Genomic DNA, 25,156 nt, shown 5'->3' with positions numbered 1-25,156 from the left:
CGCGCCTTCTCCCATCGCAGCCGCGATCGCAAGCTAATTTAGGCGCTAATCGTCGTCGGACCCAAACAGCCTGATCTGCGGGAAGCCACCGCGCGGCCGGCTGGCGTAATCGTGCGCATCGGAATCCTCGCGGATGTTGCGCGCGACGTCGTCCCAATCGGTGCGGTCGCGCAGGCTCCGTTGCTCGCGACCCTCATAGTAGTGGCGGCGCTCGGCCCAACGCTCGCGGCGCTCCATCCTGCGCCGCTCGGACGCCGCGCGCTTCACGTCGGACTCCCTCGCCTTGGCATAGGCGTTCTCGGGTGAAGAGGCCGGGTCGGCCGATGCCTGCTGCTCAGCCGGCTTTGCGGCTTGCGGAGGCGATGCGATTGCTGACTTCGACTGTTCCTTGGACTGTTCCTTGGGCGGCTCGACCGCGGCCGCTTGCGAAGGCGGCGGCGCCGGCAGTCCGGCATTCGCCTGAGTGGTCTGCGTGTCGGGCTTGACAGCCTCCGGCTTCGCTTCGGCTTGCGCCGGCGCGGCAATCATTGCACCGAAGGCTTGCGAGCCGGTGAGATAATTGACGCGTTCCGACGGCGCGCTCGCCTGTGCCGGCGCGCCCGCGGACTCCGCGCGCTGCGCCATCTTGCTGGTGTCCGGGCCCTGTTTGGACGCGACCGGGTTCATGATGTTGCCGGCGACGATGCCCCCGCCAAGACCTATGGCAATGGCCGCGATAATGGTTCCGGCACCGACGAAATAGGCTGTCGAGGCGCGCATTGATCCACTCCCTCTTTGGGGCGAGCAACGCACGTTGATTGCCAGATGTTCCGGATGCAGGAGCGGTTCCCGGAGGAAACCCGCGTGTCAGATCTGCTGCGCGACTTTTTCAAGCCCGATGAGGCGGGCGAGCTTGCGCACTTCTTCTTTCTGATCGTCACGCAGTTGGAACAGCAGCGGCATGGCGGCCGACTTCAACTGCTGGACCTCGTCGCAATTCGGATCAATCTGCGCGCTCGGTGGCGCGTTCGGATTGGAGAGCTTGTTCGCCGAGATCTTGCGGACAACGTTGCGCAGCGCGGTCTCGACCGAAGGCCAGTAATATTCCTGCGACGAGGACAGCTTCAGGCGATCCCTGATGCCGGAGATCTGTGCGTCGGACAGCAGGGTATAGTGTTTCTGCGGCTGCGGCTTGGCGACAACCTTCGGCTTGGCCGGAACTTCGACGGCGGGAACTTCAGCCGCGGCGGGCGCTTCGGACGCGCTCAACGACGCCTTTGGCATCGGGAAATCGGATGGCGTGGCGGCGGCAAAGGCCTGACGCAGCGGCTCGGCCAGTACGGGCGCGCGCGAAAGCCTGTCGGCCGGCACCTGGACCGGCTCGATCGCGGCCGAAGCCAGGGCCAGGGTCGGAACCAGACGGTCGGCCTTGGCGGCGCGGTTGGTGGCGAGCGGCTTGGCCGGAGGCGTCTGCGCGATCATCTCTTCGCTGACGCTGGGCACGCTGTCCCGGCCAAGAATGGCGGTGGTGGCGGCACCCAGGACGAGGAAACAGGTCAGCACAACGATGGTGATGGCTTTGGACAAACGTCTCTCCGCGCCCAACTTCAAGTCCACGTGATCACTGCCCGACAACTGGGCGATAATTAAGGCTTAACCGTGCCATCGCGGCGGCAATCGCGCGGACTGCGGCGACATCGCCCGGAAAATTCAAGGAAATCAGGCAGCTGCCGAAAGGTCGTAGGCGTCCTGGATGTCGGCGACGATCTCCGAGGCCTCCCACACCGCGCGCGGCTCGACCGATTGCAGCGTCACCGTCCAGTTGCCGCCCCGGCGGGTGCGGGGGACGCTGACGATGTCGAACCGGACGTTGCGGCACAGCGGGTGGCGCGCCAGCGCATGAGCAACGCGGACGCGGATTTCGTCCAGCGAAGCCGCTGTCTTGCTGTTGAGAAAATCGAAGTCCATCGCCTGTCCCTCTCGGCCCTGGTTGGTGGCCGTAAGGGGATTCTTGGCCGGCGTTGGTTAATCTGCCGTTAAATAAGGGGAGCGGAGGAGCCCGGGATTAACCGTGATCCACACCGTCGTGGCCGGGCTCGACGGGCTGCGCCTACGGCCCGCCCGCCGCACGATATTCGGCGAGCGTCCGCGCAACCAGTTCGTCAACCGCCGGCACGTCCGTCACCCCCGAGGTCGAGTGGCCGCCGCTCCAGATGTCGCGCCAGCGTTTTGGCCGGCTCTCGCGCGCGGCAACGTCGATGTCCTCAGCGATGTCGATCGCGCCGCGTGCCGGGAGATCGTCGGGATCGAGGCCGGCGGCCACGATCGACGGCCTCAGCATGCTGGTCTGCAACCCCGTGAACGCAGTGGTGAGCAAGATGTCGTCGGCGCAGCTCTCGACCAGCATGCGCTTGTAGCGTTCGTCCGCCATGCTCTCGCGCGTCGCGATGAATTTCGTGCCCATATAGGCGAGATCGCAGCCGAGCACTTCGGCCGCATGCAGCGCTTGGCCGTCGCTGATGCCGCCGGCGAGCACGATGACGCCGTCGTAGAATGCGCGCACCGCGCGGACGAAGGCGAACGGATTGAGCCAGCCGGTCTGCCCGCCCGCGCCCGCCGTGAGCAGCACGAGCCCATCGACACCTGCTTCCGCCGCGCGCTCTGCATGGCGGATCGAGGCGACGTCCGCCAGCACCAGCGCGCCTGCGTCATGCAGCGGCTCCACCACGGGCGCGGGCGAGCCGACCGAGGTGATGACGATCTCCGGCCTGTGCCGCAGCAGCACGGCGAGATCCTGCGCGAGCCGCGCGTTGGAGCGGTGCACGATCAGGTTCGGGCAGAGTGGTGCTGGCTTGCAGCCGGTTTGATCCTGATGCTGCCGCAGCCGCGTTTCGATCTCGGTGAGCCATTCATCGAGCTGCTCCGCGCTGCGGCAATTCGCGGTGGGGAAGCTGCCGATCACGCCGTTGCGGCAGGCCGCGACCACGAGCTCGACGCCCGACACCAGGAACATCGGCGCTGCGATCAGCGGCAGAGCGAGACGATCGCCGAAGCGTTGCAGTCGATCTGATGGCACGCAAATCTCCTCGTCACGCTTGCCTCCCGGTGCGGGCTTTGTCGTTTCCTCCCGCAGTCCCTGTGCTAGCGTCGCCGGCAACATTGGCACGCCAGAAGCCGGTGACAAAGCAACGAGGAAACATATGTCCGATCCGCTCCACGCATCGTCCCCGACTTGCGCGCAGACGCTACGGGCGTTGTCGCGCTATCCCGGTCGCACTGCTTTCGCGTGGCCCGAGGGATCGCTGAGCTATCAAGGAACGATCGACTTGATCGGACGCATCCAGGGCGTGTTCATGCGGCTTGGACTGCAGGCGGGCGCGCGCGTCGCCTTCCTCACCGCGAACCGCGCCGACAGCTGGTGCGCCGGCGTCGCCGCGCAATTGTCGCGGCTCTGCATCACCTGGCTGCATCCGCTGGGATCGCTGGAGGACCAGCTGTTCCAGCTCGAGGATTCCGAGGCCGAGATGCTGGTGGTGGATGCGGCCGCCTTCCGCGATCGCGGCGGCGAGCTTTCCGCGAGGGCGAGCCGGCTGAAGGCGATCTTCACCATGGGGCCGGCCGGTTACGGTGTTGATCTGCTGGCAGCGATCGAGAGCGCGGGACACGCCAGCGCGCTGTGTCTCGCCGGCCTCGACGATCTCTCCACGCTGAACTACACCGGCGGCACCACCGGAAAATCCAAGGGCGCGCTGCGCTATCACCGCGAGAACGCCGGAGCGGCGGCCGCGATCCTCGCCGATTTCGAGATCCCCGACGCCGCACGCTACCTCACGGTCGCCCCGATCAGCCATGTCGCGGGCACGAAAGTGCTGCCGACCTTGATGCGCGGCGGCACCGTGCACATGCTGAAGGGATTCGATCCCGAGGCCGTGCTGACCACGATCGCGCGCGAGCGCATCAACTTCACGCTGTTCGTGCCGACCATGATCTACGTCCTGCTCGACCATCCCTCGCTCGGGAAGACCGACCTGTCCTCGCTCGAGCTCGTGCTCTACGGGGCGTCGGCGATGTCGCCGAGCCGGCTGGTCGAGGGCATCGAGCGCATCGGACCGGTGTTCTCGCAACTTTACGGGCAGACCGAATGCTATCCGGTCTCGGTGCTGCGCAAAGCCGATCACGATCTCAAGGCGCCCGAGCTGTTCCTGTCCTGCGGCTTCCCAATCGCGGCCTGCGAGGTCAAAATCCTCGACGACAACGACCAGGAGGTGAAGACGGGCGAGGCCGGCGAAATCTGCGTGCGGGCCCCGCACGTGATGGCGGAATACTGGAAGCGGCCCGACATCACCGCCGAGACGCTGAAGAACGGCTGGGTCCACACCGGCGACATCGCGCGCAAGGACGAGCGCGGCTACATGTTCATCCTCGACCGCAAGAAGGACATGATCGTGTCCGGCGGCTTCAACATCTTCCCGCGCGAGGTCGAGGACGTGCTGTCGCAGCACGCCGACGTCGCCATGGTCGCGGTCGTCGGCATTCCCGACGAGAAATGGGGCGAGGCCGTCACCGCCATCGTCGTGCCGCGCGAGGGCGCAAGGCCCGATCCGGTCGAGTTGATCAACCTCGTGAAGACGCGAAAAGGCTCGGCGCATGCCCCGAAGCAGATCCAGTTCGTCAAGCAATTGCCGATGACCGGCGTCGGCAAGGTCGACAAGAAGGTATTGCGTGCGGGGTTCTGGAGCGGGCGGGACCGGATGGTGGGGTAAACCCCCGGGATTTTACGGTGTGATTGTGGCCCCGGCACCACAACAAGCAACGGAGTATGCGCGGGCGATGGCCGCCCGATTGCAGGCGAATCAGGGAATCAACTAGACCGCTGACGGGGCTGGGAAGCGGAGTAAGAGATGAGAGTCGCTTCCCTGGAAAGTGCAGTCGCCGCGGTCACGTTGATCACGGCTATCGTCGTGGTGCTGTGGGAGATCAAGATCTTCTACGGAATGTGAACTGGCAGGATGCCTCGTCGCACACGACCAAGCATCCCTTCCGCGGCGGCGGAAGCCTGCCCGTTCAATCGGCTCACAGAGCAACCGCTGCAAAGGCCGTCACGCTCACCGCTTCTCGATCACCAGGCTCTGCACCGCGCGGCCGAAATAGCCTTGCCTATCCGCCAGCCGCGACATTGCGAGCCCCGCGCCGTCGGGGCCGATCCAGGAATCGCCGTCGAGCAGAATCCAATCGCCGACGGGCTGGCGCGAAAAATTCACGGTCAGGTCGGCGTTGATGTAGGTCCAGGCACGGAAGTCGAGGGTCGAGGCGGTGCCGTTGGAGAAATCGGCGGCGACCACGGCGCGCATGGCCTGCGAGATTGCTTCGCCGGCAATCAGCGGATGGTCGACGCGAAACCAGATCGCGCCGGCGCCGGCCTGGCCGAAGCGGCCGCGCGCGGCGCGCATCGAGACCGAACGCACGAACGGGCTGGTGGCGGCGTGACCGTCCTCGACCAGCGAGTCCTCCGGCATGGGCAGCGTCACCGGCAGCGCCTTGACGTCGTCGGGCAACGACAGCGCCTGGCGCCTGATCTTGAGCACGGTGGCGCCGACGACCTGCACACCGTCGGCGAGCAGCTTGATTTCGCAGAGCTGAATCTTGCGGCCCTCGCGCAAAACGTCAGTCACGATCGTCAGCGGGGCGACCGGAACGGGCCGCATCAAATCGATGGTGACGCGCGCGATGTCCATCGGAGCAGGCGTCGGAATGCGTTCGGCCGCCCAGGTCACCAGCGACGCCGGCGCCGAGCCGTGCTGCATGCGCCGATCCCAGGGACCCGCGGCATCCGGACTGGTGACGACGCTGTTGCCATCGACGCGGTAGATGGGGGGCATATTGGCTCGGTCTCTCGGCTGGCGTTCCCCGGACGCAGCGCAGCGCGTAGCGGTGCGCTGCAGAGCCGGGGTCCATGCGTTGCAATGGGTCCCGGCTCTGCGCAGCAGCGTTGCACGCTGCGGCGCGTCCGGGACACGAGAACTACAACGGCGGATCGATCGCCTCGTCGTATTCCTTCTTGAAGCGCGCGATCAATTCGGCGGCGGGCAGGATGCCCTCGACGCTGCCGATGCCCTGGCCCGAGCCCCAGATTTCCTTCCAGGCCTTCGGCTTGGCGCGCTCGCCGGAAGCGTCGGTGCCGAAATTCATCTTGGAGGGATCGGAGGTCGGCAGATTTTCCGGATCCATGCCGGCGGCGAGGATCGAGGGTTTCAGATAATTGCCGTGCACGCCGGTGAAGAGGTTGGAATAGACGATGTCGTCGGCGGTCGATCCGGCGATCATCTCCTTGTACTTCTCCACCGCATTGGCTTCCTTGGTCGCGATGAAGGCCGAGCCGATATAGGCGAAGTCGGCCCCTAAGATGCGCGCGGCGCGGATTGCCTTGCCGTTGCCGATCGCACCTGACAGCGCGATCGGGCCGTCGAACCACTTTCGTGTCTCGGCGACGAAAGCCAGCGGCGAAATGGTGCCGGCGTGACCGCCGGCGCCGGCCGCGACCAGGATCAGGCCGTCGGCGCCCTTCTCGATCGCCTTGTGCGCGAATTTCTGGTTGATCACGTCGTGGAAGACGATGCCGCCCCAGCCATGCACGGCCCGGTTCAGCTCCTCGCGTGCGCCGAGCGAGGAGATGATCATCGGCACCTTGTACTTGGCGCAGAGCTGCATGTCGTGGTCGAGCCGGTTGTTCGACTTGTGCACGATCTGGTTGACCGCGAACGGCGCCGACGGCTTGTCGGGATGCGCGCGGTCATAGGCCGCGAGCTCCTCGGTGATCCGCGCCAGCCATTCGTCGAGCAGCTCCGGCGGCCGCGCGTTCAGCGACGGAAACGAGCCGACCACACCCGCCTTGCACTGCGCGATCACGAGATCTGGCACCGAGATGATGAAGAGCGGCGAGCCGATCACGGGGATCGACAGGCGTCCTTTGAACAAGGCAGGCATGGACATTGCGGAACGATCCTCTGTTGGCAAGTCAATGGAAGGTTGACCGCCATACCAACAAGGCAATCTTTCCACTGTCAAGTATTGCGTTTTGTCGCCGGAGCGGATGCCTGGGCAGCAATTTCCAAGCAGCGGAATTCGCCTCTCCTCATTCCGGGGCGCGTCTCGTGGCGCGAACCCGGAATCCATCGGGCGTCAGCGCGAATGGTAGAATGGATTCCGGGGTTCGCGCTTCCGCGCGCCCCGGAATGACGAGAGGCGAGAGCTGCTCCTACCCGATCATATCCGGATTGATCAGCCGCTCGAACGAGAACATCTCGTCCCACTTCTCCTGCGTCAGCAGCTTGCGTTCGGTCACCACGATCTGGTGGAGCGACTTGCCGCTCTTGTAGCCCTCGCGCGCGATCTCGGCGCATTGCTTGTAGCCGAGCAGCGGCTTCAGCACCGTGACGATGCCGAGCGAGTTCAGCACCATGTTGCGGGTGTGCTCCTCGTTGGCGGTGATGCCGACCACGCAATTCTCGCGCAGGCTGTTGACCGCGCGCTCCATGGTGCGGATCGAGAAGAACAGCGCGAACGAGATCACCGGCTCCATCACGTTGAGCTGGAGCTGGCCCGCTGACGCGGCCAGCGTCACCGTGGTGTCGAGCCCGATGACGAGGAAGCTGGTCTGGTTGACGACCTCGGGGATGACAGGATTGACCTTGCCGGGCATGATCGAGGAGCCCGGCTGCAGCTGCGGCAGGTTGATCTCGTTGAAGCCGGCACGCGGTCCGGAGGCGAGCAGGCGGATGTCGTTGCAGATCTTGGTCAGCTTGCTCGCGGTGCGCTTCAACACGCCCGAGAGCTGCACATAGGCGCCGGTGTCGGAGGTCGCCTCGACGAGATCGCCGGCGAGGATGAAGTCGACGCCGGTCAGCGCGCTGAGGTGCCGGACCGCGAGCTTGGGATAGCCGACCGCAGCCGTGACGGAGGTGCCGATCGCGGTGGCGCCGAGATTGATCTCGCGCAGCAGCGCACGCGCTTCCGAGATGCGGTCGACCTCCTCACCGATCGTGGTGCCCCAGCCCCGGAATTCGGCCCCGAGCGACATCGGCACGGCATCCTGCAGATGCGTGCGGCCCATCTTCAGCACACGGTCGAACTCGCGCCCCTTGGCGAAGAACGCTTCCTGGAGCTGGCGCAGCGCGGTCATGTAGCTCTCGAGCCGCAGGATCAGCGCGAGGCGAAAGGCGGTCGGATAGGTGTCGTTGGTCGACTGGCCGTAATTGACGTGATCGTTCGGGCTGACGTGCTGATAGTCGCCCTTGCCGAAGCCGAGTGATTCCAGCGCGAGGTTCGCGATCACCTCGTTGGCATTCATGTTGGTGGAGGTGCCGGCGCCGCCCTGGATGAAGTCGGTGACGAACTGGTCCATCATGTCGCCGGCGATGACGCGGTCGCAGCCGAGGATGATCGCGTCCGCGACCTTGGCCTCGATCGCGCCGAGATCGCGATTGGCCATGGCGGCTGCCTTCTTGACGTAACCGAGCGCCTTCACGAAGTAAGGCTCCTGGTTCATCGGAATGCCGGTGATGTGGAAGTTCTCCTTACCCCGGATGGTCTGGACGCCGTAATAGATGTCGTCGGCGATCTCACGCTGTCCGAGGAAGTCCTGCTCCGTACGGCTCATGGGCGCTCCTTGTTGCTCGCGCGACGTCCTTTAGTTCTGGCACAGCGCGCTGGTCACGAAAGTATCGGTGCGGCAGTCGTCCGGCTTGCGAGCCCTGCCGGGAATCAGGACCTTGGCTGAGCATTTTTCCGCGGAGTCGGCATTCAGGCTCTTGCCGTCCCTGTAACCCTTGCTCTGGCAGAGCTGGTCGGCGGCCTGCTTGCAATCGGGCGCGCCGTTGGACGAGGCCGGACAGGCCACCCGGCCCGACACCATGGTCGAGGGCTTCGCCAGCCGCGACAGATCGTTCATGGTCTCGCTGGGGCTTTTGATCGGCGGCAGGATCGAGGGCAGCTTGTCGAACAGCTTGCCCATTTCATTGATCAGCCCGGGATTTTCCGCTGCCGCCGATGGAGCGGGCGTCGAGGGCTGAGGCGCGGCCTGCGGCCCCTGCTCCTGCAAGCCGCGCGCCGACGGAGCGGATTGCGGCCATCCGGTCCCGGCGGCACCGAGCAGGACCAGCAGCACTGCTGATATCAGCGTCCCGAGCCGCAAGGCCGGATTGCCGGATCGAACCATCATGACGGCAACCGTAGCCGAAGCCGGCCCGGCGGCAAAGCGCTGTGGATCTAGATCAACTTGATCGCCACCACGAAGCCGAGCACCAGCACGGCGGCACCGACCGCCACCACGAGACCGAGATGCTTCTCGATCTGGACCCGGATCCAGTCGCCATAGCGGTTGAGCAGGATGGCGACGATGAAGAAGCGTCCGCCGCGCGCGACGATCGAGCAGATGGTGAACAACAAGATGTTGTAGCCGGCAAAGCCCGAGGTGATGGTGACGAGCTTGTAGGGGATCGGCGTCAAACCCTTGAGCAGGATGATCACCGCGCCCCACTCCGCATAGGAGGCACGGAAGGCGTCGACCTTGTCGCCGAGGCCGTAGACCTGGATCAGCCAATGACCGACCGAGTCGAACAGCAGCGCGCCGATGGCGTAGCCCAGGATGCCGCCGAGTACAGAGGTGATGGTGCAGACGGTCGCGTAGAGCCAGGCGCGCTGCGGGCGCGCCAGCGACATCGGAATCAGCATCACATCCGGCGGCACCGGAAAGAAGGAGCTTTCGGCGAAAGACACCGCTCCCATGATCCAGAGCGCGTAGGGCTTGTGAGCGGCGTCGATGCACCAGTCGTAGATACGTTTCAGCATGGCGCCGCGATGAAGCACCATGGGACGGATTTGTCCATGCCGAGATTGAGGCGAATTATGACGTTTCGAGCATGATCCGGAAAAGTGTGCGGCGGTTTTCCGGAAAGATCATGCTCAAACAAGAAGCTAAAGCGCGATGAACCATTCACCCTGATCTTATCGCGCTTTAGTGGCGCTTGCGCGCGGCACGCCCCTCGAGCGCGACAATTGGCCGCCTGGCAGCCACGCGCGGTGACGCGACCTTGGGCAGCTTCATCGGTGATTTCGGCAGCTTCTCGGCAATGCCGAGCATGTCTTCCCGCCGCGTCATCTCGCGCCAGACGTCCTCGGGGCGCACGCCGGCAGAGGCCCAGAGCACGGTGAGATTGTACAAGAGATCGGCGCTTTCCCGGATCACGGCGTCGGTATCGCCATTGACGGCATCGATCACGACCTCGATGGCCTCTTCGGCGAGCTTCTTTGCCATTTTCGAGGGCCCGCGCTGAAACAGCCGGGCCGTACGCGATGTTGCCGGATCAAGATCCCTGGCCGCGAGCACAGCCAGATATAGCCGCTCAAGCGAATCACTCATGGTACTCAAAACTACTCTAAACAAATGGCGAGCGTGTTAACGCGCGGCAATAAAAGCAGAAAACAGGCCGGCGCGGCAAGCGCGACGGCCTGTCATGGTCAACTCCAGCTGCCAGAACTAGTAGCAGTTCTGGTAGTAACCTTGGCCGCAGAACTCGGACGGAGCGGTGCCGCCGTAGCGCTGATATTGGAAGTTCGGGCCTGGACCATAATAGGGCCCGTAGGCAGGGCCGCTGTAATAGGCGGGACCGCCGTAATAGCCATAGCCCGGACCGTAGTCATAGGCATAGGAGTCACGGGTCGCGGCGATGGCAAGACCGGTGCCGATGGCCGCGAAAGCCGCAGCTGCGGCCGCGCCGCCTCCACCACCATGCCAATGACGGCCACCTGCATAGGACGCGGTCGGGGCAAGCGCGGTCAGCGCCAGCACCGCGGCGGTGGCAAGAACGGCCTTTCGGCCCGCAAACTTGGAGAATCGCTCGAACATGTCTTGGGCCCTCCTTGGGACCTGGAATGGACGCCTGCGGACAGGCTCATGCCTTTCAAACCCGCACAGCCTAAGTTGGGTTCCCCAACCCCAACACAAGCTGAACGGGGTTGCGTAATCGTGCCGCAACCGCCGCTCATCTGCCGTTCATGTTGGCGCGGAGAGACTGGCCGCAGCCGGCGCCGCAAAGCGTCACGAAACCATAACAATGCGGAACCGGCGCAATCGATGTCAAAATTCAAGACGACCGCCCTCCGTTGGCTGCTGGCTCTCTCGATCTCGCTTGCAACGCTCGTTGCAGGCGATGTCGGTGCGGCCGAGACCGCTGCGCCGTCCGTTGCGATCCATTTCACCTTCGACCGCCCGTTGGACGCGAGCATGGCGCCGTTCTTCCTTGCGGCGAAGGACGGCAGGTTCAGCGCCGAACGTCTCAACGTGTCCTTCAACAGCGCAGCCGGATCGCCGGAGGCGCTCGCACGCGTCGCCAAGGGCGACAGCGAGCTTGCGCTGGTCGACATCAACGAGCTGATCCGCCTTCGCGACAAGGAGGACTCGGCGCCGGTCAAGGCGGTGTTCGTGCTGTTCAACCGCGCACCCTACGCGATCGTCGCGCGCAGGAGCCGCGGCATCCATCTCTTGCCCGATCTCGACGGCAAGACCGTCGGCGTTGCCGACGGCGATCTGTCGATGCGGCTGTGGCCGGCGCTGGCGCAGCAGAACGGCATCAAGGCATCGCGCGTCAGATTCCACAAGATTGGCGCCGCGGTCCGCGAGCCGATCCTGTCCGCAGGGCAGGTCGATGCGGTCGCAGGCTTCAACTATCTCTCTGCGGTGAACCTGCGCGACCGCGGCGTGCCCGGAGCCGATCTCGTCGTGCTGCGTTATGCCGACTATGGCTGCGAGGCCTATGGCTTCGCCGTGGTGGTCAATCCCGCCTTCGCTGCAGCAAAGCCGGACGCCGTGAAGGGCTTCGTCCGCGCCTTGATCGCCGGCATCAATGCGACCATCAAGGAGCCGGTGCGTGCGGCGGACGAGGCCGCTGGCCGCATCGACGACGGCGACCGCGGCCTGGAGCTGGAGCGCCTGCGCACCGTCCTCGTCGACAACATCCTGACCGACGAGGTCAAGCGCAACGGCCTCGGCGGCGTCGAGCCGGCGCGCCTGGAGCGCTCGATCGACCAGATCGCGCAGGATTTCAAATTCCGCAAGCGGCCCACGGCGGGCGACATCTTCGACGACCGGTTCCTGCCGCCGGTCGCGGGGCGGCTGATCAACTGAGCAAAACTGACAGCTTCCGCTATATTCCCCGCGCGATCCCTGCTTAAAATACGGGCTCCGTTACCCGCTCGAGTTCGTCGCCCGCATGCCCATCCTCCGTCTCTACACACGTGTTCTCGAACTGCTCGGCAAGGAGGCGCGGCTGGGCTGGCTGCTCGCGGTCGCCAATCTCCTGCTCGCGGGCTCGCAATTCGCCGAACCCGTGCTGTTCGGGCGGATCGTCGACGTGCTGTCGGGCAAGACGGTGGCCGGGTCGAGCTCGGCCTGGCCGTTCCTGGTAGCCTGGGTCGCCTTCGGGCTGTTCACCATTCTCTGCAGCGCGCTCGTGGCCTTGCAGGCCGACCGGCTCTCGCACCGCCAGCGCCAGGCGGTGCTGACCGATTATTTCGAGCACATCCTGCAATTGCCGCTGACCTTCCATTCCGGCACCCATTCGGGCCGGCTGATGAAGGTGATGCTCAACGGCACCGACGCCTTGTGGCGGCTGTGGCTCGGCTTCTTCCGCGAGCACTTTGCCGCGATCCTCTCGGTGGTGGTGCTGCTGCCGCTGTCGCTCTACCTGAACTGGCGATTGGCGATCCTGCTGTTCGTGCTCTGCATCGTCTTCACCGCACTGACGACCTTCGTGGTGCGCAAGACCTTCGGCATGCAGATGGCGGTCGAGGAGCAATATAGCGAGCTGTCCGCGCGCGCCTCCGACGCGCTCGGCAATGTCGCGCTGGTGCAGAGCTTCGTCCGCGTCGAATCCGAGGTGAAGGGGCTGCGCTCCGTCGCCGACGAGTTGCTGGCCGCGCAGATGCCGGTGCTGTCGTGGTGGGCGCTCGTCACCGTCATCACGCGCGCCTCCACCACCATCACCGTGCTCGCGATCTTCACGCTCGGCATCGCGCTGCACGACCAGGGGCTGACCTCGGTCGGCGAGATCGTGATGTTCGTGAGCTTTGCGACGCTGCTGATCCAGAAGCTCGAGCAGGTGGTGAGCTTCATCAACAACGTGTTCATGGAAGCGCCCCGCCTGCGCGAGTTCTTCAATGTGCTCGACGCCGTGCCCGCGGTGCACGACCGGCCCGACGCGATCGACGCCGGCAGGCTGTCCGGCCTCGTCGAGTTCAACGACGTCACCTTTTCCTATGACGGCAAGCGGCCGGCGATCGAGGACCTCACCTTCACCGCGCTGCCCGGCCAGACCATCGCGCTGGTCGGCCCGACCGGCGCCGGCAAATCCACCGCGATCGCGCTGTTGCATCGCGCCTTCGACCCGCAGTCGGGTTTCATCAAGATCGACGGCATGGACGTGCGCGGCGTCACGCTGACCTCGCTGCGCCGGAATATCGGCGTCGTGTTCCAGGAGGCGCTGCTGTTCAACCGCTCGATCGAGGAGAATCTGCGCGTCGGCAAGCCGGACGCGACCGAGGCCGAGATGCGCAAGGCGGCCGAACGTGCGCAGGCGCTCGATTTCATCGAGCGCAGCGGCGGCTTCGAGACCAATGCCGGCGAGCGCGGCCGCATGCTCTCCGGCGGCGAGCGGCAGCGGCTGTCGATCGCCCGCGCGCTGCTGAAGGATCCGCCGATCCTGATCCTGGACGAGGCCACCAGCGCGCTCGATGCCGTCACCGAAGCCAAGGTGAATGCCGCTCTCGACGAAGTGATGAAGGGCCGCACCACCTTCGTGATCGCCCACCGGCTCTCCACCATCCGCAACGCCACGCGGATCCTGGTGTTCGAGAACGGACGGGTGATCGAAAGTGGAACTTTCGATGAACTCGTGGCCAAGAGCGGCCATTTCGCCGAGCTCGCCAGGGCCCAGTTCATGGTTCACGAGACCACACGGGCCAGTGTGACGGCCGCTGAGGCTGCTGCGACTGCTGCCAAATCCCCGTAGCAAGTCCCCACAGGATCGTCGAAATTCGGCCTATTTCATTGCGGAATACCCCGCTCATGCCCCTGTTCTCGACGCACCAGCCGGTATAGGTTTGCGGCGCCGCAAGCGGCGGCGCTGGATTTCAGAACCGACACTCAGATCACGAGCACCGCCCGGAACTGGCGGGTCTCCAAGGACCGGAATCGGATAGTGCACGCCCTACGCCCGCTGCTTCGCAAATCCCTGTTCAACCTGTTCGCTGCGACGCTCGCATGTGCCGCGCTGCTTGCGCCGCGCGCGGCGAGCGCCGAAGCGCTGCTGCTGATCGAGGCCGACACCGGTAAGGTGTTGCAGGCCGAAAACGCGACCATTCCCTGGTATCCGGCCTCCGTCACCAAGATCATGACAGCCTATGTGACGTTGAGGGCAGTCAAGGACGGCAGGCTGACGCTCGACACGCTGCTCACGGTATCGCCGACGGCGGCCTCGCAATCGCCCTCGAAGATGGGGTTCCGTCCGGGAACGCAGCTCACCGTCGATAACGCGTTGAAGATGATGATGGTCAAGTCGGCGAACGACATGGCCGTGGTGCTCGCCGAAGGCGTCGGCGGTTCGATCGACGGTTTTTCCGCGATGATGAACGACACCGCGAAGAGACTCGGCATGACGCAGACCAGCTACGTCAATCCGAACGGCCTGCCCGCCGACGGCCAGATCACGTCGGCGCGCGACCTCGGCATCCTCGCCCGCTCGTTCCTGCGCGACCTGCCGGAATACGAATATTTCGTGCACATCCCGGCGATCCGCTTCGGCAAGCGCACCACCGGCAATTTCAACAAGCTGATCGGCCGCTATCCTGGCGCCGACGGTTTCAAGACCGGCTTCATCTGTGCCTCCGGCTACAACCTCGTCGCCTCGGCCACGCGCAACGGCCGCCGGCTGATCGCGGTGGTGCTCGGCGCCAATTCCGGCACCGCGCGCGCGGTGAAGGCGGCGCAATTGCTGGAGCGCGGCTTCGGCCAGGACAATCTGACGTGGCTGCGCCCCTCGCTCGGCACGGTCGATAACCTCGTGCCGGTCGACGCCTCGCCGCCGAACCTGCGCGACGAGATGTGCGGCGGCCATCGCAAGCGGCCGGCCAGCGACGACGACGATGCGCTGATTGCGGCCAACGGCGGCACTAGCGGATCGGCCTCGGCCACCGGCGGCGAAGCCCAGGTGACCTTCTTCACCGCCGGCCTCCAGCCGCCCCTGATGAAGGCCTCCGAGCTGATGGCCTCGGCTCCGGCGGCGACCGAGCCCGTGCTGGTCTATACCGGCCCGACCCGCACCGGCACCGCCCTGATCGCGGCGGTCGCGGCCGATGCCGACCAGCAGACGGCGTCTAAGCCGCGTGGCAAGAAGTCGCGCGTGGCCAAGAAGCCTGACGCGGCCGACAAGCCGAAAGACGCGGGCAAGGACGCCGCGAAGGACACCAAGACGGCGGCCGTGAAGCCTGTCGCCAAGCCGGCTGAGGCCAAGAAAAACGATAAGAGTAACGACAAGAGCGACGCGAAGACTGCGGCGAAGCCGGCGGCGCCCAAGCATGCGGCCGCCAAGCACGACGTGGCGGCAAAACCCGCCGAGAAGCCCGCGGCTAGCAGCGATCCGAAGCCCGCCAAGCCCAAGGCCGCGACCAAGCCCGCCGGCAAGCCGGCCAACAACAGTTAACGGCGCACCTACCCCGAGACCTCCGCGCTTCGCACCTGCGGCAGCGCGGTTTCGACGATTCCAATAGCCACTTCCCGACCTATTAAGCCTCAGCGACTTGCCACCCGTTCCGGCAAGCTCGATACTGGCAGCAATGAGGCAAGCCCGAGACACAGCGGGCTCTGGTAGATGAGGGGAGTTTTCCATGGAGCGCATCTGGCTCAAGCAATATCCGCCCGGCGTGCCCGCCGATATCGAGCCGACCCAATACGCATCGCTGGTCGATCTGCTGGAGGAGAGCTTCACCAAGTTCGCCGACCGCAAGGCGTTCATCTGCATGGACAAGTCCATCAGCTACCGCGACCTCGACCAGATGTCGGTCGCGCTCGGCGCCTATTTGCAGGGCCGCGGATTGCAGCGCGGGGCCCGCGTCGCCATCATGATGCCGAACGTGCTGCAATATCCGATCGCGACCGCCGCGGTGCTGCGCGCCGGCTTCGCGGTGGTCAACGTCAATCCGCTCTACACGCCGCGTGAGCTCGAGCACCAGCTCAAGGATTCCGGCGCCGAAGCCATCATCGTGCTGGAGAATTTCGCCCACACCGTCGAGCAGGTGATCGCCAAGACGCAGGTCAAGCACGTGATCGTCGGCAGCATGGGCGATCTGCTCGGCTTCAAGGGCGTGATCGTCAATCTCGTCGTCCGCCGCGTCAAGAAGATGGTACCGGCATGGTCGCTGCCGGGCTCGGTCTCTTTCAACGATGCGGTGTCGGCCGGCCGCGGCATGACCTTCAACAAGCCAAAGCTCTCGCCGGGCGACGTCGCCTTCCTGCAATATACCGGCGGCACCACCGGCGTCTCCAAGGGCGCCACCCTGCTCCACCGCAACATCGTGGCCAACGTGCTGCAGAACGACGCCTGGCTCCAGCCGGCGCTCGCCGCGCCGCCGCATGTCGACCAGCTCATGATCGTCTGCGCGCTGCCGCTCTATCACATCTTCGCGCTAACGGCCTGCTACCTGCTCGCGGTGCGCGCCGGCGGCTGCAATCTCCTGATCCCCAACCCGCGCGACATCGCCGGCTTCGTCAAGGAGCTGGCGAAATACCAGGTCAACAGCTTCCCGGCCGTGAACACGCTCTACAACGGCCTGATGCACCACCCTGATTTCAAGAAGCTCGACTTCTCCAAGCTGAAGATCTCCAACGGCGGCGGCATGGCGGTGCAGCGCCCCGTGGCCGATCAATGGAAGGCGATCACCGGCTGCTTCATCGCCGAGGGTTACGGCCTGTCGGAGACTTCGCCGACGCTGACCTGCAATCCGGCAACGGCCACCGAGTTCACGGGGACGATCGGCATTCCCGTGCCGTCGACCTACATCTCGATCCGCGACGACGACGGCAACGAAGTGCCGCTCGGCCAGGCGGGCGAGATCTGCGCCAAGGGTCCGCAAGTGATGTCGGGCTACTGGAACAGGCCCGAGGAGACCGCCAAGGTGATGACCACGGACGGCTATTTCCGCACCGGCGACATCGGCATCATGGACGAGAAGGGCTACACCAAGATCGTCGACCGCAAGAAGGACATGATCCTGGTCTCGGGCTTCAACGTCTATCCCAACGAGATCGAGGAAGTGATCGCGAGCCATCCGGGCGTGCTCGAATGCGCCGTGATCGGCATCCCCGATTCCAAGTCGGGCGAAGCGGTGAAGGCTTTCGTGGTGAAGAAGGACCAGAACCTCACCGCCGAGGCCGTGATCAAATTCTGTCACGAGCAGCTCACCGGCTACAAGGTGCCCAAGCACATCGAATTCCGCAGCGACCTGCCCAAGACCAATGTCGGCAAGATCCTGCGACGCGAACTGCGCGACGAGAAAAAGGCTCAGGCGGCGTAAGCGCGTCTGCGGTTCATGACCGTCGTCGACGATATCCAGCCATCAGGCATTCTCGCCTTCTGGCGCGAGGCCGGCCGCGAGCGCTGGTACAAGCGCGACGACGCCTTCGATGCCGAGGTCAGGCGCCGCTTCCTTGCTTTGTGGCAGAAGGCGGTCGCCGGCGAGCTCGCGTCATGGGAGGCAAGCGATGACGGCGCACTCGCGCTGGTCATCGTGCTCGACCAATTCCCCCGCAACATGTTCCGCGGCACGTCCCAGGCCTTTGCCAGCGATGCCCAGGCGCGCGACGTCGCCCGCCGGGCGATCGATCGCGGTGTCGATGCCAGGATCGATCCGGTCCTGCTCGAATTCCTGTATTTGCCCTTCATGCATTCCGAGCACCTGCCCGACCAGCTGCATTGCGTCGCGCTGTTTCAAAGCACCGAGAATGCCGAAAACCTGAAATACGCCCGGGAGCACGCCGACATCATCCAGCGGTTCGGCCGGTTTCCCCACCGCAACCGCCTGCTCGGCCGCGACAGCACCGAGGAAGAGCAGGCCTTCCTCGACCAGGGCGGCTTCGCCGGTTGATGACATCACGGTGAAGGGGCCCCACCCTCACCGCTTCGCCCGCCGGCAATATTGTGCAGGCCCGCCGCACGGTCTAATAAGCGGGATCGATATTCAGGGAGACCGACAATGGCGATCCAGACTGGCGACAAGCTGCCCGAGGCGAAATTCCGCGTGATGACGGCGGAAGGTCCGCAGGTGAAGACCACCGACGATATCTTCAAGGGCAAGAAGGTGGCGCTGTTCGCGGTGCCCGGCGCCTATACCGGCACCTGCCACAAGATGCATCTGCCGAGCATCTTCCTCAACGCCTATGCAATGAAGGACAAGGGCGTCGACAGCATCGCCATCGTGTCCGTCAACGACGCCTTCGTCATGAACGCCTGGAAGCGCGACACCGACCAGCGCGACGAGGCGATCTTCCTCGCCGACGGCAATGCCGAATTCGCCAAGGCGATCGGCATGGAGCTGGACGCCTCCGCCAACGGCCTCGGCATCCGCTCCAAGCGCTATTCGATGCTGGTCGAGGACGGCGTGGTGAAGAAGCTGAACCTCGAGGCGATGCCCGGCAAGGTCGAGGTCTCCGGCGGCGATACGCTGCTCGGGCAGCTCTGAGATTGATGTCATTCCGGGGCGCCTCGCAGAGGCGAACCCGGTATCTCGAGATTCCGGGTTCGGTGCTTTGCACCGCCCCGGAATGACGAGGCAAACTCCTACTCCGCCAGCCTCTGCTGCAACCGCGCCTTCACGATCCCATCCCGCGCCAGCTGATCCGCGCGTTCGTTCTCGGGGTGGCCGGCATGGCCCTTGACCCAGTGCCAGCGGACCTCGTGCTGCTTCAGCGCGGCATCCAGGCGCTGCCATAGCTCGACATTCTTCACCGGCTTCTTGTCGGCGGTGCGCCAGCCGTTGCGCTTCCAGCCGAAGATCCAGCCGGTGATGCCCTGCCGGACATACTGGCTGTCGGTGTAGAGATCGACCGTGCACGGCTTCTTCAGCGCTTCGAGCGCGGAGATCGCCGCCATCAGCTCCATCTGGTTGTTGGTGGTGTGGCGCTCGCCGCCGTTCAGCTCTTTTTCCTTGTCGCCGAACTTCAGGATCGCGCCCCAGCCGCCCGGCCCGGGATTTCCCGAGCAAGCGCCATCGGTATAGATCGTGACATTGGGACGCTCGCTCACGCGACCAATCCTGATGGCATCAGCCCGTAATCGCGTACGCTCGTCACGCTCTGGTGGAAGCGCAGCTTGCGAAAATATTCCAGCGGGTCCTTCGGCTTGACCAGCGCGCCCTCGGGCACGTTGAGCCAGTCCACCAGCCGCGTCAGCAGGAAGCGGATCGCAGCACCACGGGCCAGCAGCGGCAGTGCCGCCTCTTCCGCCTCCGAGAGCTTTCGCACCCGGCCATAAGCGTTGAGGAAGGCGCGCGCCTTGGTGACGTTGAAGGAATGATCCGGCTCGAAGCACCAGGCGTTGAGGCAGATCGCGACGTCATAGGCCAGCATGTCGTTGCAGGCGAAGGTGAAGTCGATGATCCCGGAGAGCTGGTCGCCGAGGAAGAAGACGTTGTCGTTGAAGAGGTCGGCGTGGATCACGCCCTCCGGCAGATCGTCCGGCCAGATCCCGCTCGAGAGATGGTCGAGCTCGGTCGCGAGAAAGGCGCGCAGGCCCGGCTGCACCTCGTCGGCACGGTTCGATGCCGCATCGAACAGCGGCCGCCAGCCCGCGACCGACAGCGCATTGGCGCGCCGAACCGCAAAGTTCGCACCGGCCAGATGCATCTTCGCCAGCGCGGCACCGACGCCGGCGCAATGGGCCACGTTCGGCTTGCGCGGCCACATGCCTTCGAGAAAGGTGATGATCGCCGCGGGACGCCCCGACAGCTCGCGCAACGCCTCGCCGTCTCTTCCCTTCACCGGCAGCGGACAGTTGATGCCGTGCTCGGCCAGATGCGTCATCAGGGCGAGGAAGAACGGCAAATCGTTCTTCGCCACGCGCTTCTCGTAGAGCGTGAGGATGAAGGACCCCTCGGTCGTATGCAGCAGGAAGTTGGTGTTCTCGACGCCCTCGGCGATGCCCTTGTAGGAGAGCAATTCGCCGAGCTCGTATTGCTTCAGGAAATCCGCAAGCTCTTCGGCGGCAACGTCGGTGTAAACCGCCATAAAGGTCTACTCGGCGGCGGCTTCGGGGCGCACCTGACGCGGCAGCGGGAAGAACTCGTTCTCCTCCGCGGCCGAGACCGTCTCCACATGCAGCGTGTAGCGCTCGGCGAAGGCGTCCATGATCTCCTCGACGATCACTTCCGGCGCGGAGGCGCCCGCGGTGATGCCGAGGCTCTTGATGTTGCCGAACTTGTCCCAGTCGATGTCGGTGGCACGCTGCGCCAGCACCGCAATCCCGCAGCCCTCGCGCTCGGCGACCTCGCGCAGGCGCTGCGAGTTCGACGAATTGGGAGCACCGACCACGATGAGCGCGTCGACCACCGGCGCCACCTTCTTCACCGCGAGCTGGCGGTTGGTGGTGGCGTAGCAGATGTCTTCCTTGTGCGGCCCGTTGATGTTCGGGAAGCGCTCCTTCAGCAGCGCCACGATCTCCGCGGTGTCGTCGATCGACAGCGTGGTCTGGGTCACGAAGGCGAGGTTGTTGGGGTCCTTCGGCGAGATCGTCTTGGCGTCCTCGGCGGTCTCGATCAGGGTCACGGCGCCGGTCGGAAGCTGGCCGAGCGTACCGACCACCTCGGGGTGATGGGAGTGGCCGATCAGGAAGATCTCGCGGCCGCGCTTGAAGTGGATCGCGGCCTCGCGGTGCACCTTGGTCACCAGCGGGCAGGTCGCATCCAGCGAGAACAGATTGCGGGATTGGGCATCGGCCGGAACCGATTTCGGCACGCCGTGGGCCGAGAACACCACCGGCGCGGTGGTGTTTTCCGGGATTTCGGCCAGCTCCTCGACGAAGATGGCGCCCTTCTTCTTCAACCCGTCGACGACATACTTGTTGTGCACAATCTCATGGCGAACATAGACGGGGGCGCCGTACTTATCGAGCGCCCGTTCCACGGTGTCGATCGCCCGGACCACCCCGGCGCAGAAGCCACGGGGAGAACAAAGCACGATCTTGAGGTCTGGTTTGGCTGACATTGAGCGATCTCGGGACCGAATCACCTCGCCAAATGGGCGGGAAGCGGTCGATGGATGGAATAGGGCTTGGGTACGGGCTTACAGGGAATTGGGCCCCCTTTCGGGCGCTGTCAAGGCACTATCTATAGCAGAACCATTGCGTGGCTACCCCCTCCGGGCTTATATAGCGCGAATTCCCAGTCATCGCTGATGACCACCGGTTTCGCCTCCAGAGGGGTGGGCGAAGCACAAAGGAGATTTGCCATGAGCAACGCACCGCTGATGCCCAAGGCGACCGCCGTCTGGCTGCTCGACAACACCGCGCTGACCTTCGACCAGGTCGCCGATTTCACCAAGATGCACCCCCTCGAGGTGCGCGCGATCGCCGACGGCGATGCTGCCCAGGGCATCAAGGGCATGGATCCCCTCTCCAACGGCCAGCTGACCCGCGAGGAGATCGAGAAGGGCGAGAGGAATCCGGATTATCGGCTCCGCCTCCAGGAGAGCAAGGTGGTGCTGCCGCCCCAGCCCAAGCGCAAGGGCCCGCGCTACACCCCGGTCTCGCGCCGCCACGAGCGTCCGAGCGCCATCCTCTGGCTGCTGCGCAACCATGCCGAGCTCAAGGACGCCCAGATCATGCGCCTGGTCGGCACCACCAAGAGCACCATCGCGAGCGTGCGGGACCGAACCCACTGGAACACCTCCCAGCTGACCCCGATCGACCCCGTCACCCTCGGTCTCTGCTCGCAGATCGAGCTTGATTTCGAGGTGGCTCGCGCCGCCAAGGAGAAGCCGATCGACGCAGCCTATGGCGGCGCAACCCTGCTGCCGGCGTCCGAGACCACCAAGAAGGACGAGTTCGAGCCGGCCGAGCGATCGAGCGACGACCTCAATCTCGACGCCGTGTTCGCCAAGCTGAAGACGCTCGGCGGCAAGAAGCAGGAAGACGAGGAGGAGTAAGGCTCCGCGCCTCGCGCCGAACGTCCAAATCGATTCGAACGCGGCGGAGCCATCCGCCGCGTTTTTGCTTGATGGCGGGACGACCCGGCCCGGACAGTCGAGCCCCAGGACGAAAATCAGAAGGGACGTGGAGCGGATGGCACGCAGGAGCTCAGCCGAGCTCGATCACGTCGTCGACTTCGTGGACGAGTCCGACGCCATCGATGGTCAGCACCATCTTCGTCTTGAGCTTCTCGTGTCCCTTGATCCGGCCGGCGGCGATCGCATCGCGCACGGCCTTCTCGATCTCGCGCTGAGAGGTGACCCCGACCTGCTTGAGGAATTTGCGCAAAGACGTGTTGAACTGGTCCTCGTTCATGAATCCCTCCGTTAACCGGGCGACTTACGGCCGCTCGGGATGGTTCAACATGTATTCGCCGAGGTCGCGCTGGCGGCGATCGGCACGGGCGGTGGCGGCGTTGCGCTGGACGTCGCGATCCTTGCGGCAGGCCACGTATTCCGGCGAGCCCTGCGCATTGCCCCGGCTCAGGCAGACCGCATCGTCATCGTCGCCGCCCACCGCCACCGGCGTCTGGTAGCGCGCGGAGCAGGCGGAGAGAGCGATGGCGAGAGCTAAGGCTGCAAGCAGGCGCGGCGCGGCGGCGAGTGGCATACGAGGTCCCCTGTTGGCCGGCCCTGTTTAGCGCGGAATGAGGAGATTGTAAGTCGGCAACACCGCCCCGGGATGACGCTTCGCGTCACACCCGCCCCTTCAGCGCCTCCCCGATCTCGTCGAGCGTCTTGGGATCCTCGATCGTCGCCGGCATGGTCCAGGACTCGCCGTCGGCGATCTTCTTGATGGTGCCGCGCAGAATCTTTCCGGAGCGCGTCTTGGGCAGGCGGCCGACGGTGATGGCGAGCTTGAAGGCGGCGACCGGTCCGAGCTTGTCGCGCACCAGCGCGACGATCTCCTTCTCGATCTCGGCGGGCGCACGCTTCACGCCGGCCTTGAGCACCAGGAAGCCACACGGCACCTCGCCCTTGATCGCGTCCTTGACGCCGAGCACGGCACATTCGGCAACATCGGGATGCGAGGCCAGGATCTCCTCCATGCCGCCGGTGGAGAGCCGATGGCCGGCGACGTTGATGATGTCGTCGGTGCGGCCCATGACGAAGACATAGCCGTCCTCGTCCTTGTAGCCGGCGTCGGAGGTTTTGTAATAGCCGGGGAATTCGCTGAGATAAGCCTCCCTGAAGCGCGCATCCTGATTCCACAGGGTCGGCAGGCAGCCCGGCGGCATCGGCAGCTTGATGACGATCGAGCCCATGGTGTTGGGCCCGACCGACTTTGCCGCCTCGTCGACCACGTCGACCTGGTAGCCCGGCATCGGCACCGTCGGCGAGCCGTGCTTCACCGGCAGCATGCCAAGCCCGACCGGATTGCCGGCGATGCACCAGCCGGTCTCGGTCTGCCACCAATGATCGATCACCGGCACCTTCAGCTGCTGCTCCGCCCATGCCACCGTCGGCGGATCGGCACGCTCGCCGGCGAGGAACAGGGTGCGGAATTTCGACAGGTCGTATTGCCGGATGAACTTTCCTTCCGGATCGTCTTTCCGGATCGCGCGGAACGCGGTCGGCGCGGTGAAGAACGCGACCGCCTTGTGCTCGGCGATCACGCGCCAGAATGCGCCGGCGTCGGGCGTGCCGACCGGCTTACCCTCATACATGATCGTCGTCGCACCGTGCAGCAGCGGCCCGTAGACGATGTAACTGTGCCCGACCACCCAGCCGATGTCGGAGCCGCACCACCACACCTCGCCCGGCTTGACGCCATAGAGGTTGAACATCGACCATTTCACCGCGACGAGATGGCCGCCATTGTCGCGCACGACGCCCTTCGGGATGCCAGTCGTTCCCGAGGTGTAGAGGATGTAGAGCGGATCGGTCGCGGCGACAGGCGCGCATGCGGCCTTCTTGCCGTCGTTCATCGCCTTGCGGCGCAGGCTCGCCCAATCGTAGTCCCGCCCCGGGGTCAGGTCGCAAGTGAGCTGCGGACGTTGCAGCACGATGCACGCCTTCGGCTTGCTGCCGGCGAGCCTGATCGCCTCGTCGAGCAGCGGCTTGTACTGCACGATGCGGCCGGGCTCGATGCCGCAGCTTGCGGAGAGGATGAGTTTTGGCTGCGCGTCGTCGATGCGGGTGGCAAGCTCCTTCGCTGCAAAGCCGCCGAACACCACCGAGTGCACCGCCCCGATCCGCGCGCAGGCGAGCATCGCGACCACGGCCTCCGGCACCATCGGCATATAAAGGATGACGCGATCGCCCTTGGCGACGCCGAAATCCTGCATGATAGCGGCGAGCGCCTGCACCTCGTTCAGCAGTTCGGCATAGGTGAATTTGGTGACGCTGCCGGTGAGCGGCGAATCATGGATCAGCGCGACCTGGTCGGCGCGGCCGCCTTCGACATGGCGGTCGAGCGCGTTGTAGCAGGTATTGACGACACCGCCGGCGAACCAGCGGCCATAGGTTCCCTGCGAGGGGTCGAAGATCGATTTGGGCCGCTCGATCCAGTCGATCTCTTTCGCCGCCTCGGCCCAAAAGCCTTCGGGGTCGGCCAGCGAGCGCGCGTGAACCTCATGATAACTGCTCTTGCCCTGGATGGTCAATCCCGCGCTCCCGTTACCTTTATCAGCCTGACCTCGAACCTTGCGGCAGGACGGTTGTCCCGCCATGACCCGGATCAAGTGTCGGACTTTGTTTGAGAAGTATTTTCCCGGGAACGGGCCGCGGTTCAAGCTGAAAAGGATGGGTCTTTTGGAGAAGGCTTGCGCGGCATCGGCAGTTAGCTCCCTCTCCCGCTTGCGGGGGAGGGCTGGGGTGGGGGTATCACCGCGTCGGGGTTGTCCAAGACTCACAGATGAAGTCCCCGAGAAGAGAGAGCCCCCACCCGCC

General features: G+C 64.9%; 25 protein-coding genes. 8 read left to right on the top strand and 17 right to left on the bottom strand.

Translation table 11 applies throughout. The annotated features are described in order from the left end of the window. Positions 1-45: 45 nt before the first annotated feature. The 4 genes from RAD04_RS20645 to RAD04_RS20630 form a co-directional block, all read right to left on the bottom strand. Positions 46-759 carry a hypothetical protein gene (locus RAD04_RS20645; RefSeq protein ID WP_461625220.1) on the bottom strand — a complete coding sequence of 238 codons (714 nt, stop codon included), beginning with the start codon at positions 757-759 and terminating at the stop codon, positions 46-48. 87 nt (positions 760-846) lie between these two features. Further along, entirely contained in the window at positions 847-1,566 is a 720-nt protein-coding gene (locus RAD04_RS20640) for a hypothetical protein (protein WP_038973137.1), read from the bottom strand. A gap of 132 nt (positions 1,567-1,698) precedes the next feature. Next, a complete protein-coding gene (locus tag RAD04_RS20635) occupies positions 1,699-1,947 on the bottom strand; it encodes a hypothetical protein (RefSeq protein WP_028140683.1) in 249 nt (82 codons plus the stop codon). A gap of 142 nt (positions 1,948-2,089) precedes the next feature. Further along, complete coding sequence (locus RAD04_RS20630) at positions 2,090-3,055, bottom strand: NAD(P)H-dependent flavin oxidoreductase (protein WP_461625219.1); 966 nt, start codon at positions 3,053-3,055, stop codon at positions 2,090-2,092. A 124-nt stretch (positions 3,056-3,179) separates the two neighbouring features. On the opposite strand from RAD04_RS20630, the gene RAD04_RS20625 reads away from it, so the two are divergent. Then, complete coding sequence (locus RAD04_RS20625; protein WP_461625218.1) at positions 3,180-4,742, top strand: AMP-binding protein; 1,563 nt, start codon at positions 3,180-3,182, stop codon at positions 4,740-4,742. Between the two features lie 342 nt (positions 4,743-5,084). On the opposite strand, the gene RAD04_RS20620 is transcribed toward RAD04_RS20625, so the two are convergent. From RAD04_RS20620 to RAD04_RS20590, 7 genes are all read right to left on the bottom strand, one after another. Beyond that, positions 5,085-5,858, bottom strand: a complete 774-nt coding sequence (locus tag RAD04_RS20620; RefSeq protein ID WP_461625217.1) for a thioesterase family protein — start codon at positions 5,856-5,858, stop codon at positions 5,085-5,087. Positions 5,859-6,000: 142 nt separating this feature from the next. Beyond that, the gene (locus RAD04_RS20615) at positions 6,001-6,969 is read right to left on the bottom strand and encodes an NAD(P)H-dependent flavin oxidoreductase (RefSeq protein WP_461625216.1); all 969 of its coding nucleotides are present in this window, start codon (positions 6,967-6,969) and stop codon (positions 6,001-6,003) included. Positions 6,970-7,234: 265 nt separating this feature from the next. Then, positions 7,235-8,635, bottom strand: a complete 1,401-nt coding sequence (locus RAD04_RS20610) for an aspartate ammonia-lyase (protein WP_461625215.1) — start codon at positions 8,633-8,635, stop codon at positions 7,235-7,237. A 30-nt stretch (positions 8,636-8,665) separates the two neighbouring features. After that, complete coding sequence (locus RAD04_RS20605) at positions 8,666-9,196, bottom strand: hypothetical protein (RefSeq protein ID WP_461625214.1); 531 nt, start codon at positions 9,194-9,196, stop codon at positions 8,666-8,668. Positions 9,197-9,243: 47 nt separating this feature from the next. After that, positions 9,244-9,846 carry a YqaA family protein gene (locus RAD04_RS20600; protein ID WP_201760106.1) on the bottom strand — a complete coding sequence of 201 codons (603 nt, stop codon included), beginning with the start codon at positions 9,844-9,846 and terminating at the stop codon, positions 9,244-9,246. 145 nt (positions 9,847-9,991) lie between these two features. After that, the gene (gene hisE, locus RAD04_RS20595; protein ID WP_091955803.1) at positions 9,992-10,396 is read right to left on the bottom strand and encodes a phosphoribosyl-ATP diphosphatase; all 405 of its coding nucleotides are present in this window, start codon (positions 10,394-10,396) and stop codon (positions 9,992-9,994) included. A 117-nt stretch (positions 10,397-10,513) separates the two neighbouring features. Continuing rightward, positions 10,514-10,882: a hypothetical protein gene (locus RAD04_RS20590; RefSeq protein ID WP_018321320.1), complete on the bottom strand. Its 369-nt coding sequence runs from the start codon at positions 10,880-10,882 to the stop codon at positions 10,514-10,516. A 228-nt stretch (positions 10,883-11,110) separates the two neighbouring features. On the opposite strand from RAD04_RS20590, the gene RAD04_RS20585 reads away from it, so the two are divergent. The 6 genes from RAD04_RS20585 (at position 11,111) to RAD04_RS20560 (ending at position 18,765) form a co-directional block, all read left to right on the top strand. Then, positions 11,111-12,160 carry an ABC transporter substrate-binding protein gene (locus tag RAD04_RS20585; RefSeq protein WP_461625213.1) on the top strand — a complete coding sequence of 350 codons (1,050 nt, stop codon included), beginning with the start codon at positions 11,111-11,113 and terminating at the stop codon, positions 12,158-12,160. Between the two features lie 85 nt (positions 12,161-12,245). Next, positions 12,246-14,042 (top strand): glucan ABC transporter ATP-binding protein/ permease, encoded by a 1,797-nt coding sequence (locus RAD04_RS20580; RefSeq protein WP_018321318.1) that lies wholly within the window; start codon positions 12,246-12,248, stop codon positions 14,040-14,042. Positions 14,043-14,231: 189 nt separating this feature from the next. Then, complete coding sequence (locus RAD04_RS20575; RefSeq protein WP_461625212.1) at positions 14,232-15,731, top strand: D-alanyl-D-alanine carboxypeptidase family protein; 1,500 nt, start codon at positions 14,232-14,234, stop codon at positions 15,729-15,731. Positions 15,732-15,915: 184 nt separating this feature from the next. Then, a complete protein-coding gene (locus RAD04_RS20570) occupies positions 15,916-17,601 on the top strand; it encodes a long-chain-fatty-acid--CoA ligase (protein ID WP_461625211.1) in 1,686 nt (561 codons plus the stop codon). 15 nt (positions 17,602-17,616) lie between these two features. Further along, a complete protein-coding gene (locus RAD04_RS20565; RefSeq protein ID WP_461625210.1) occupies positions 17,617-18,171 on the top strand; it encodes a DUF924 family protein in 555 nt (184 codons plus the stop codon). Between the two features lie 108 nt (positions 18,172-18,279). Further along, entirely contained in the window at positions 18,280-18,765 is a 486-nt protein-coding gene (locus RAD04_RS20560) for a peroxiredoxin (protein ID WP_091955791.1), read from the top strand. Positions 18,766-18,863: 98 nt separating this feature from the next. Here RAD04_RS20560 and rnhA read toward each other — a convergent pair whose 3' ends face one another. The 3 genes from rnhA to ispH are packed head-to-tail and all read right to left on the bottom strand — an operon-like array spanning position 18,864 to position 21,283. Continuing rightward, positions 18,864-19,328 carry a ribonuclease HI gene (rnhA, locus tag RAD04_RS20555; protein ID WP_104464944.1) on the bottom strand — a complete coding sequence of 155 codons (465 nt, stop codon included), beginning with the start codon at positions 19,326-19,328 and terminating at the stop codon, positions 18,864-18,866. Further along, positions 19,325-20,308, bottom strand: a complete 984-nt coding sequence (locus tag RAD04_RS20550) for a homoserine kinase (RefSeq protein WP_461625209.1) — start codon at positions 20,306-20,308, stop codon at positions 19,325-19,327. Before RAD04_RS20550 ends, rnhA begins: the two co-directional genes overlap by 4 nt. Before the next feature lie 6 nt (positions 20,309-20,314). Next, positions 20,315-21,283, bottom strand: a complete 969-nt coding sequence (ispH, locus tag RAD04_RS20545) for a 4-hydroxy-3-methylbut-2-enyl diphosphate reductase (protein ID WP_461625208.1) — start codon at positions 21,281-21,283, stop codon at positions 20,315-20,317. Between the two features lie 243 nt (positions 21,284-21,526). On the opposite strand from ispH, the gene RAD04_RS20540 reads away from it, so the two are divergent. Next, entirely contained in the window at positions 21,527-22,222 is a 696-nt protein-coding gene (locus RAD04_RS20540; RefSeq protein WP_026202531.1) for a DUF1013 domain-containing protein, read from the top strand. A 151-nt stretch (positions 22,223-22,373) separates the two neighbouring features. Here the strand turns inward: RAD04_RS20540 and RAD04_RS20535 are convergent, their stop codons facing one another. From RAD04_RS20535 to RAD04_RS20525, 3 genes are all read right to left on the bottom strand, one after another. Further along, positions 22,374-22,580, bottom strand: coding sequence for a DUF6494 family protein (locus RAD04_RS20535; protein WP_091955782.1), 207 nt, complete (start codon positions 22,578-22,580; stop codon positions 22,374-22,376). A gap of 24 nt (positions 22,581-22,604) precedes the next feature. Beyond that, a complete protein-coding gene (locus RAD04_RS20530) occupies positions 22,605-22,874 on the bottom strand; it encodes a hypothetical protein (protein WP_092254141.1) in 270 nt (89 codons plus the stop codon). An 85-nt stretch (positions 22,875-22,959) separates the two neighbouring features. Next, positions 22,960-24,870, bottom strand: a complete 1,911-nt coding sequence (locus tag RAD04_RS20525) for a propionyl-CoA synthetase (RefSeq protein WP_461625207.1) — start codon at positions 24,868-24,870, stop codon at positions 22,960-22,962. Positions 24,871-25,156 lie beyond the last annotated feature (286 nt).

This window comes from Bradyrhizobium sp. 25ACV (assembly GCF_054863005.1).
This window is presented reverse-complemented; position numbering and strand designations above follow the sequence as displayed.

What these genes read in the sequence shown, in the direction of transcription:
- RAD04_RS20645 (WP_461625220.1), bottom strand. Translation starts at nt 759, where the DNA reads ATGCGCGCCTCGACAGCCTATTTCGTCGGTGCCGGAACCATTATCGCG.
- RAD04_RS20635 (WP_028140683.1), bottom strand. Translation starts at nt 1,947, where the DNA reads ATGGACTTCGATTTTCTCAACAGCAAGACAGCGGCTTCGCTGGACGAA.
- RAD04_RS20625 (WP_461625218.1), top strand. Translation starts at nt 3,180, where the DNA reads ATGTCCGATCCGCTCCACGCATCGTCCCCGACTTGCGCGCAGACGCTA.
- RAD04_RS20620 (WP_461625217.1), bottom strand. Translation starts at nt 5,858, where the DNA reads ATGCCCCCCATCTACCGCGTCGATGGCAACAGCGTCGTCACCAGTCCG.
- RAD04_RS20615 (WP_461625216.1), bottom strand. Translation starts at nt 6,969, where the DNA reads ATGTCCATGCCTGCCTTGTTCAAAGGACGCCTGTCGATCCCCGTGATC.
- RAD04_RS20610 (WP_461625215.1), bottom strand. Translation starts at nt 8,635, where the DNA reads ATGAGCCGTACGGAGCAGGACTTCCTCGGACAGCGTGAGATCGCCGAC.
- RAD04_RS20605 (WP_461625214.1), bottom strand. Translation starts at nt 9,196, where the DNA reads ATGATGGTTCGATCCGGCAATCCGGCCTTGCGGCTCGGGACGCTGATA.
- RAD04_RS20600 (WP_201760106.1), bottom strand. Translation starts at nt 9,846, where the DNA reads ATGGTGCTTCATCGCGGCGCCATGCTGAAACGTATCTACGACTGGTGC.
- hisE (WP_091955803.1), bottom strand. Translation starts at nt 10,396, where the DNA reads ATGAGTGATTCGCTTGAGCGGCTATATCTGGCTGTGCTCGCGGCCAGG.
- RAD04_RS20590 (WP_018321320.1), bottom strand. Translation starts at nt 10,882, where the DNA reads ATGTTCGAGCGATTCTCCAAGTTTGCGGGCCGAAAGGCCGTTCTTGCC.
- RAD04_RS20585 (WP_461625213.1), top strand. Translation starts at nt 11,111, where the DNA reads ATGTCAAAATTCAAGACGACCGCCCTCCGTTGGCTGCTGGCTCTCTCG.
- RAD04_RS20580 (WP_018321318.1), top strand. Translation starts at nt 12,246, where the DNA reads ATGCCCATCCTCCGTCTCTACACACGTGTTCTCGAACTGCTCGGCAAG.
- RAD04_RS20570 (WP_461625211.1), top strand. Translation starts at nt 15,916, where the DNA reads ATGGAGCGCATCTGGCTCAAGCAATATCCGCCCGGCGTGCCCGCCGAT.
- RAD04_RS20565 (WP_461625210.1), top strand. Translation starts at nt 17,617, where the DNA reads ATGACCGTCGTCGACGATATCCAGCCATCAGGCATTCTCGCCTTCTGG.
- RAD04_RS20560 (WP_091955791.1), top strand. Translation starts at nt 18,280, where the DNA reads ATGGCGATCCAGACTGGCGACAAGCTGCCCGAGGCGAAATTCCGCGTG.
- RAD04_RS20550 (WP_461625209.1), bottom strand. Translation starts at nt 20,308, where the DNA reads ATGGCGGTTTACACCGACGTTGCCGCCGAAGAGCTTGCGGATTTCCTG.
- ispH (WP_461625208.1), bottom strand. Translation starts at nt 21,283, where the DNA reads ATGTCAGCCAAACCAGACCTCAAGATCGTGCTTTGTTCTCCCCGTGGC.
- RAD04_RS20540 (WP_026202531.1), top strand. Translation starts at nt 21,527, where the DNA reads ATGAGCAACGCACCGCTGATGCCCAAGGCGACCGCCGTCTGGCTGCTC.
- RAD04_RS20535 (WP_091955782.1), bottom strand. Translation starts at nt 22,580, where the DNA reads ATGAACGAGGACCAGTTCAACACGTCTTTGCGCAAATTCCTCAAGCAG.
- RAD04_RS20530 (WP_092254141.1), bottom strand. Translation starts at nt 22,874, where the DNA reads ATGCCACTCGCCGCCGCGCCGCGCCTGCTTGCAGCCTTAGCTCTCGCC.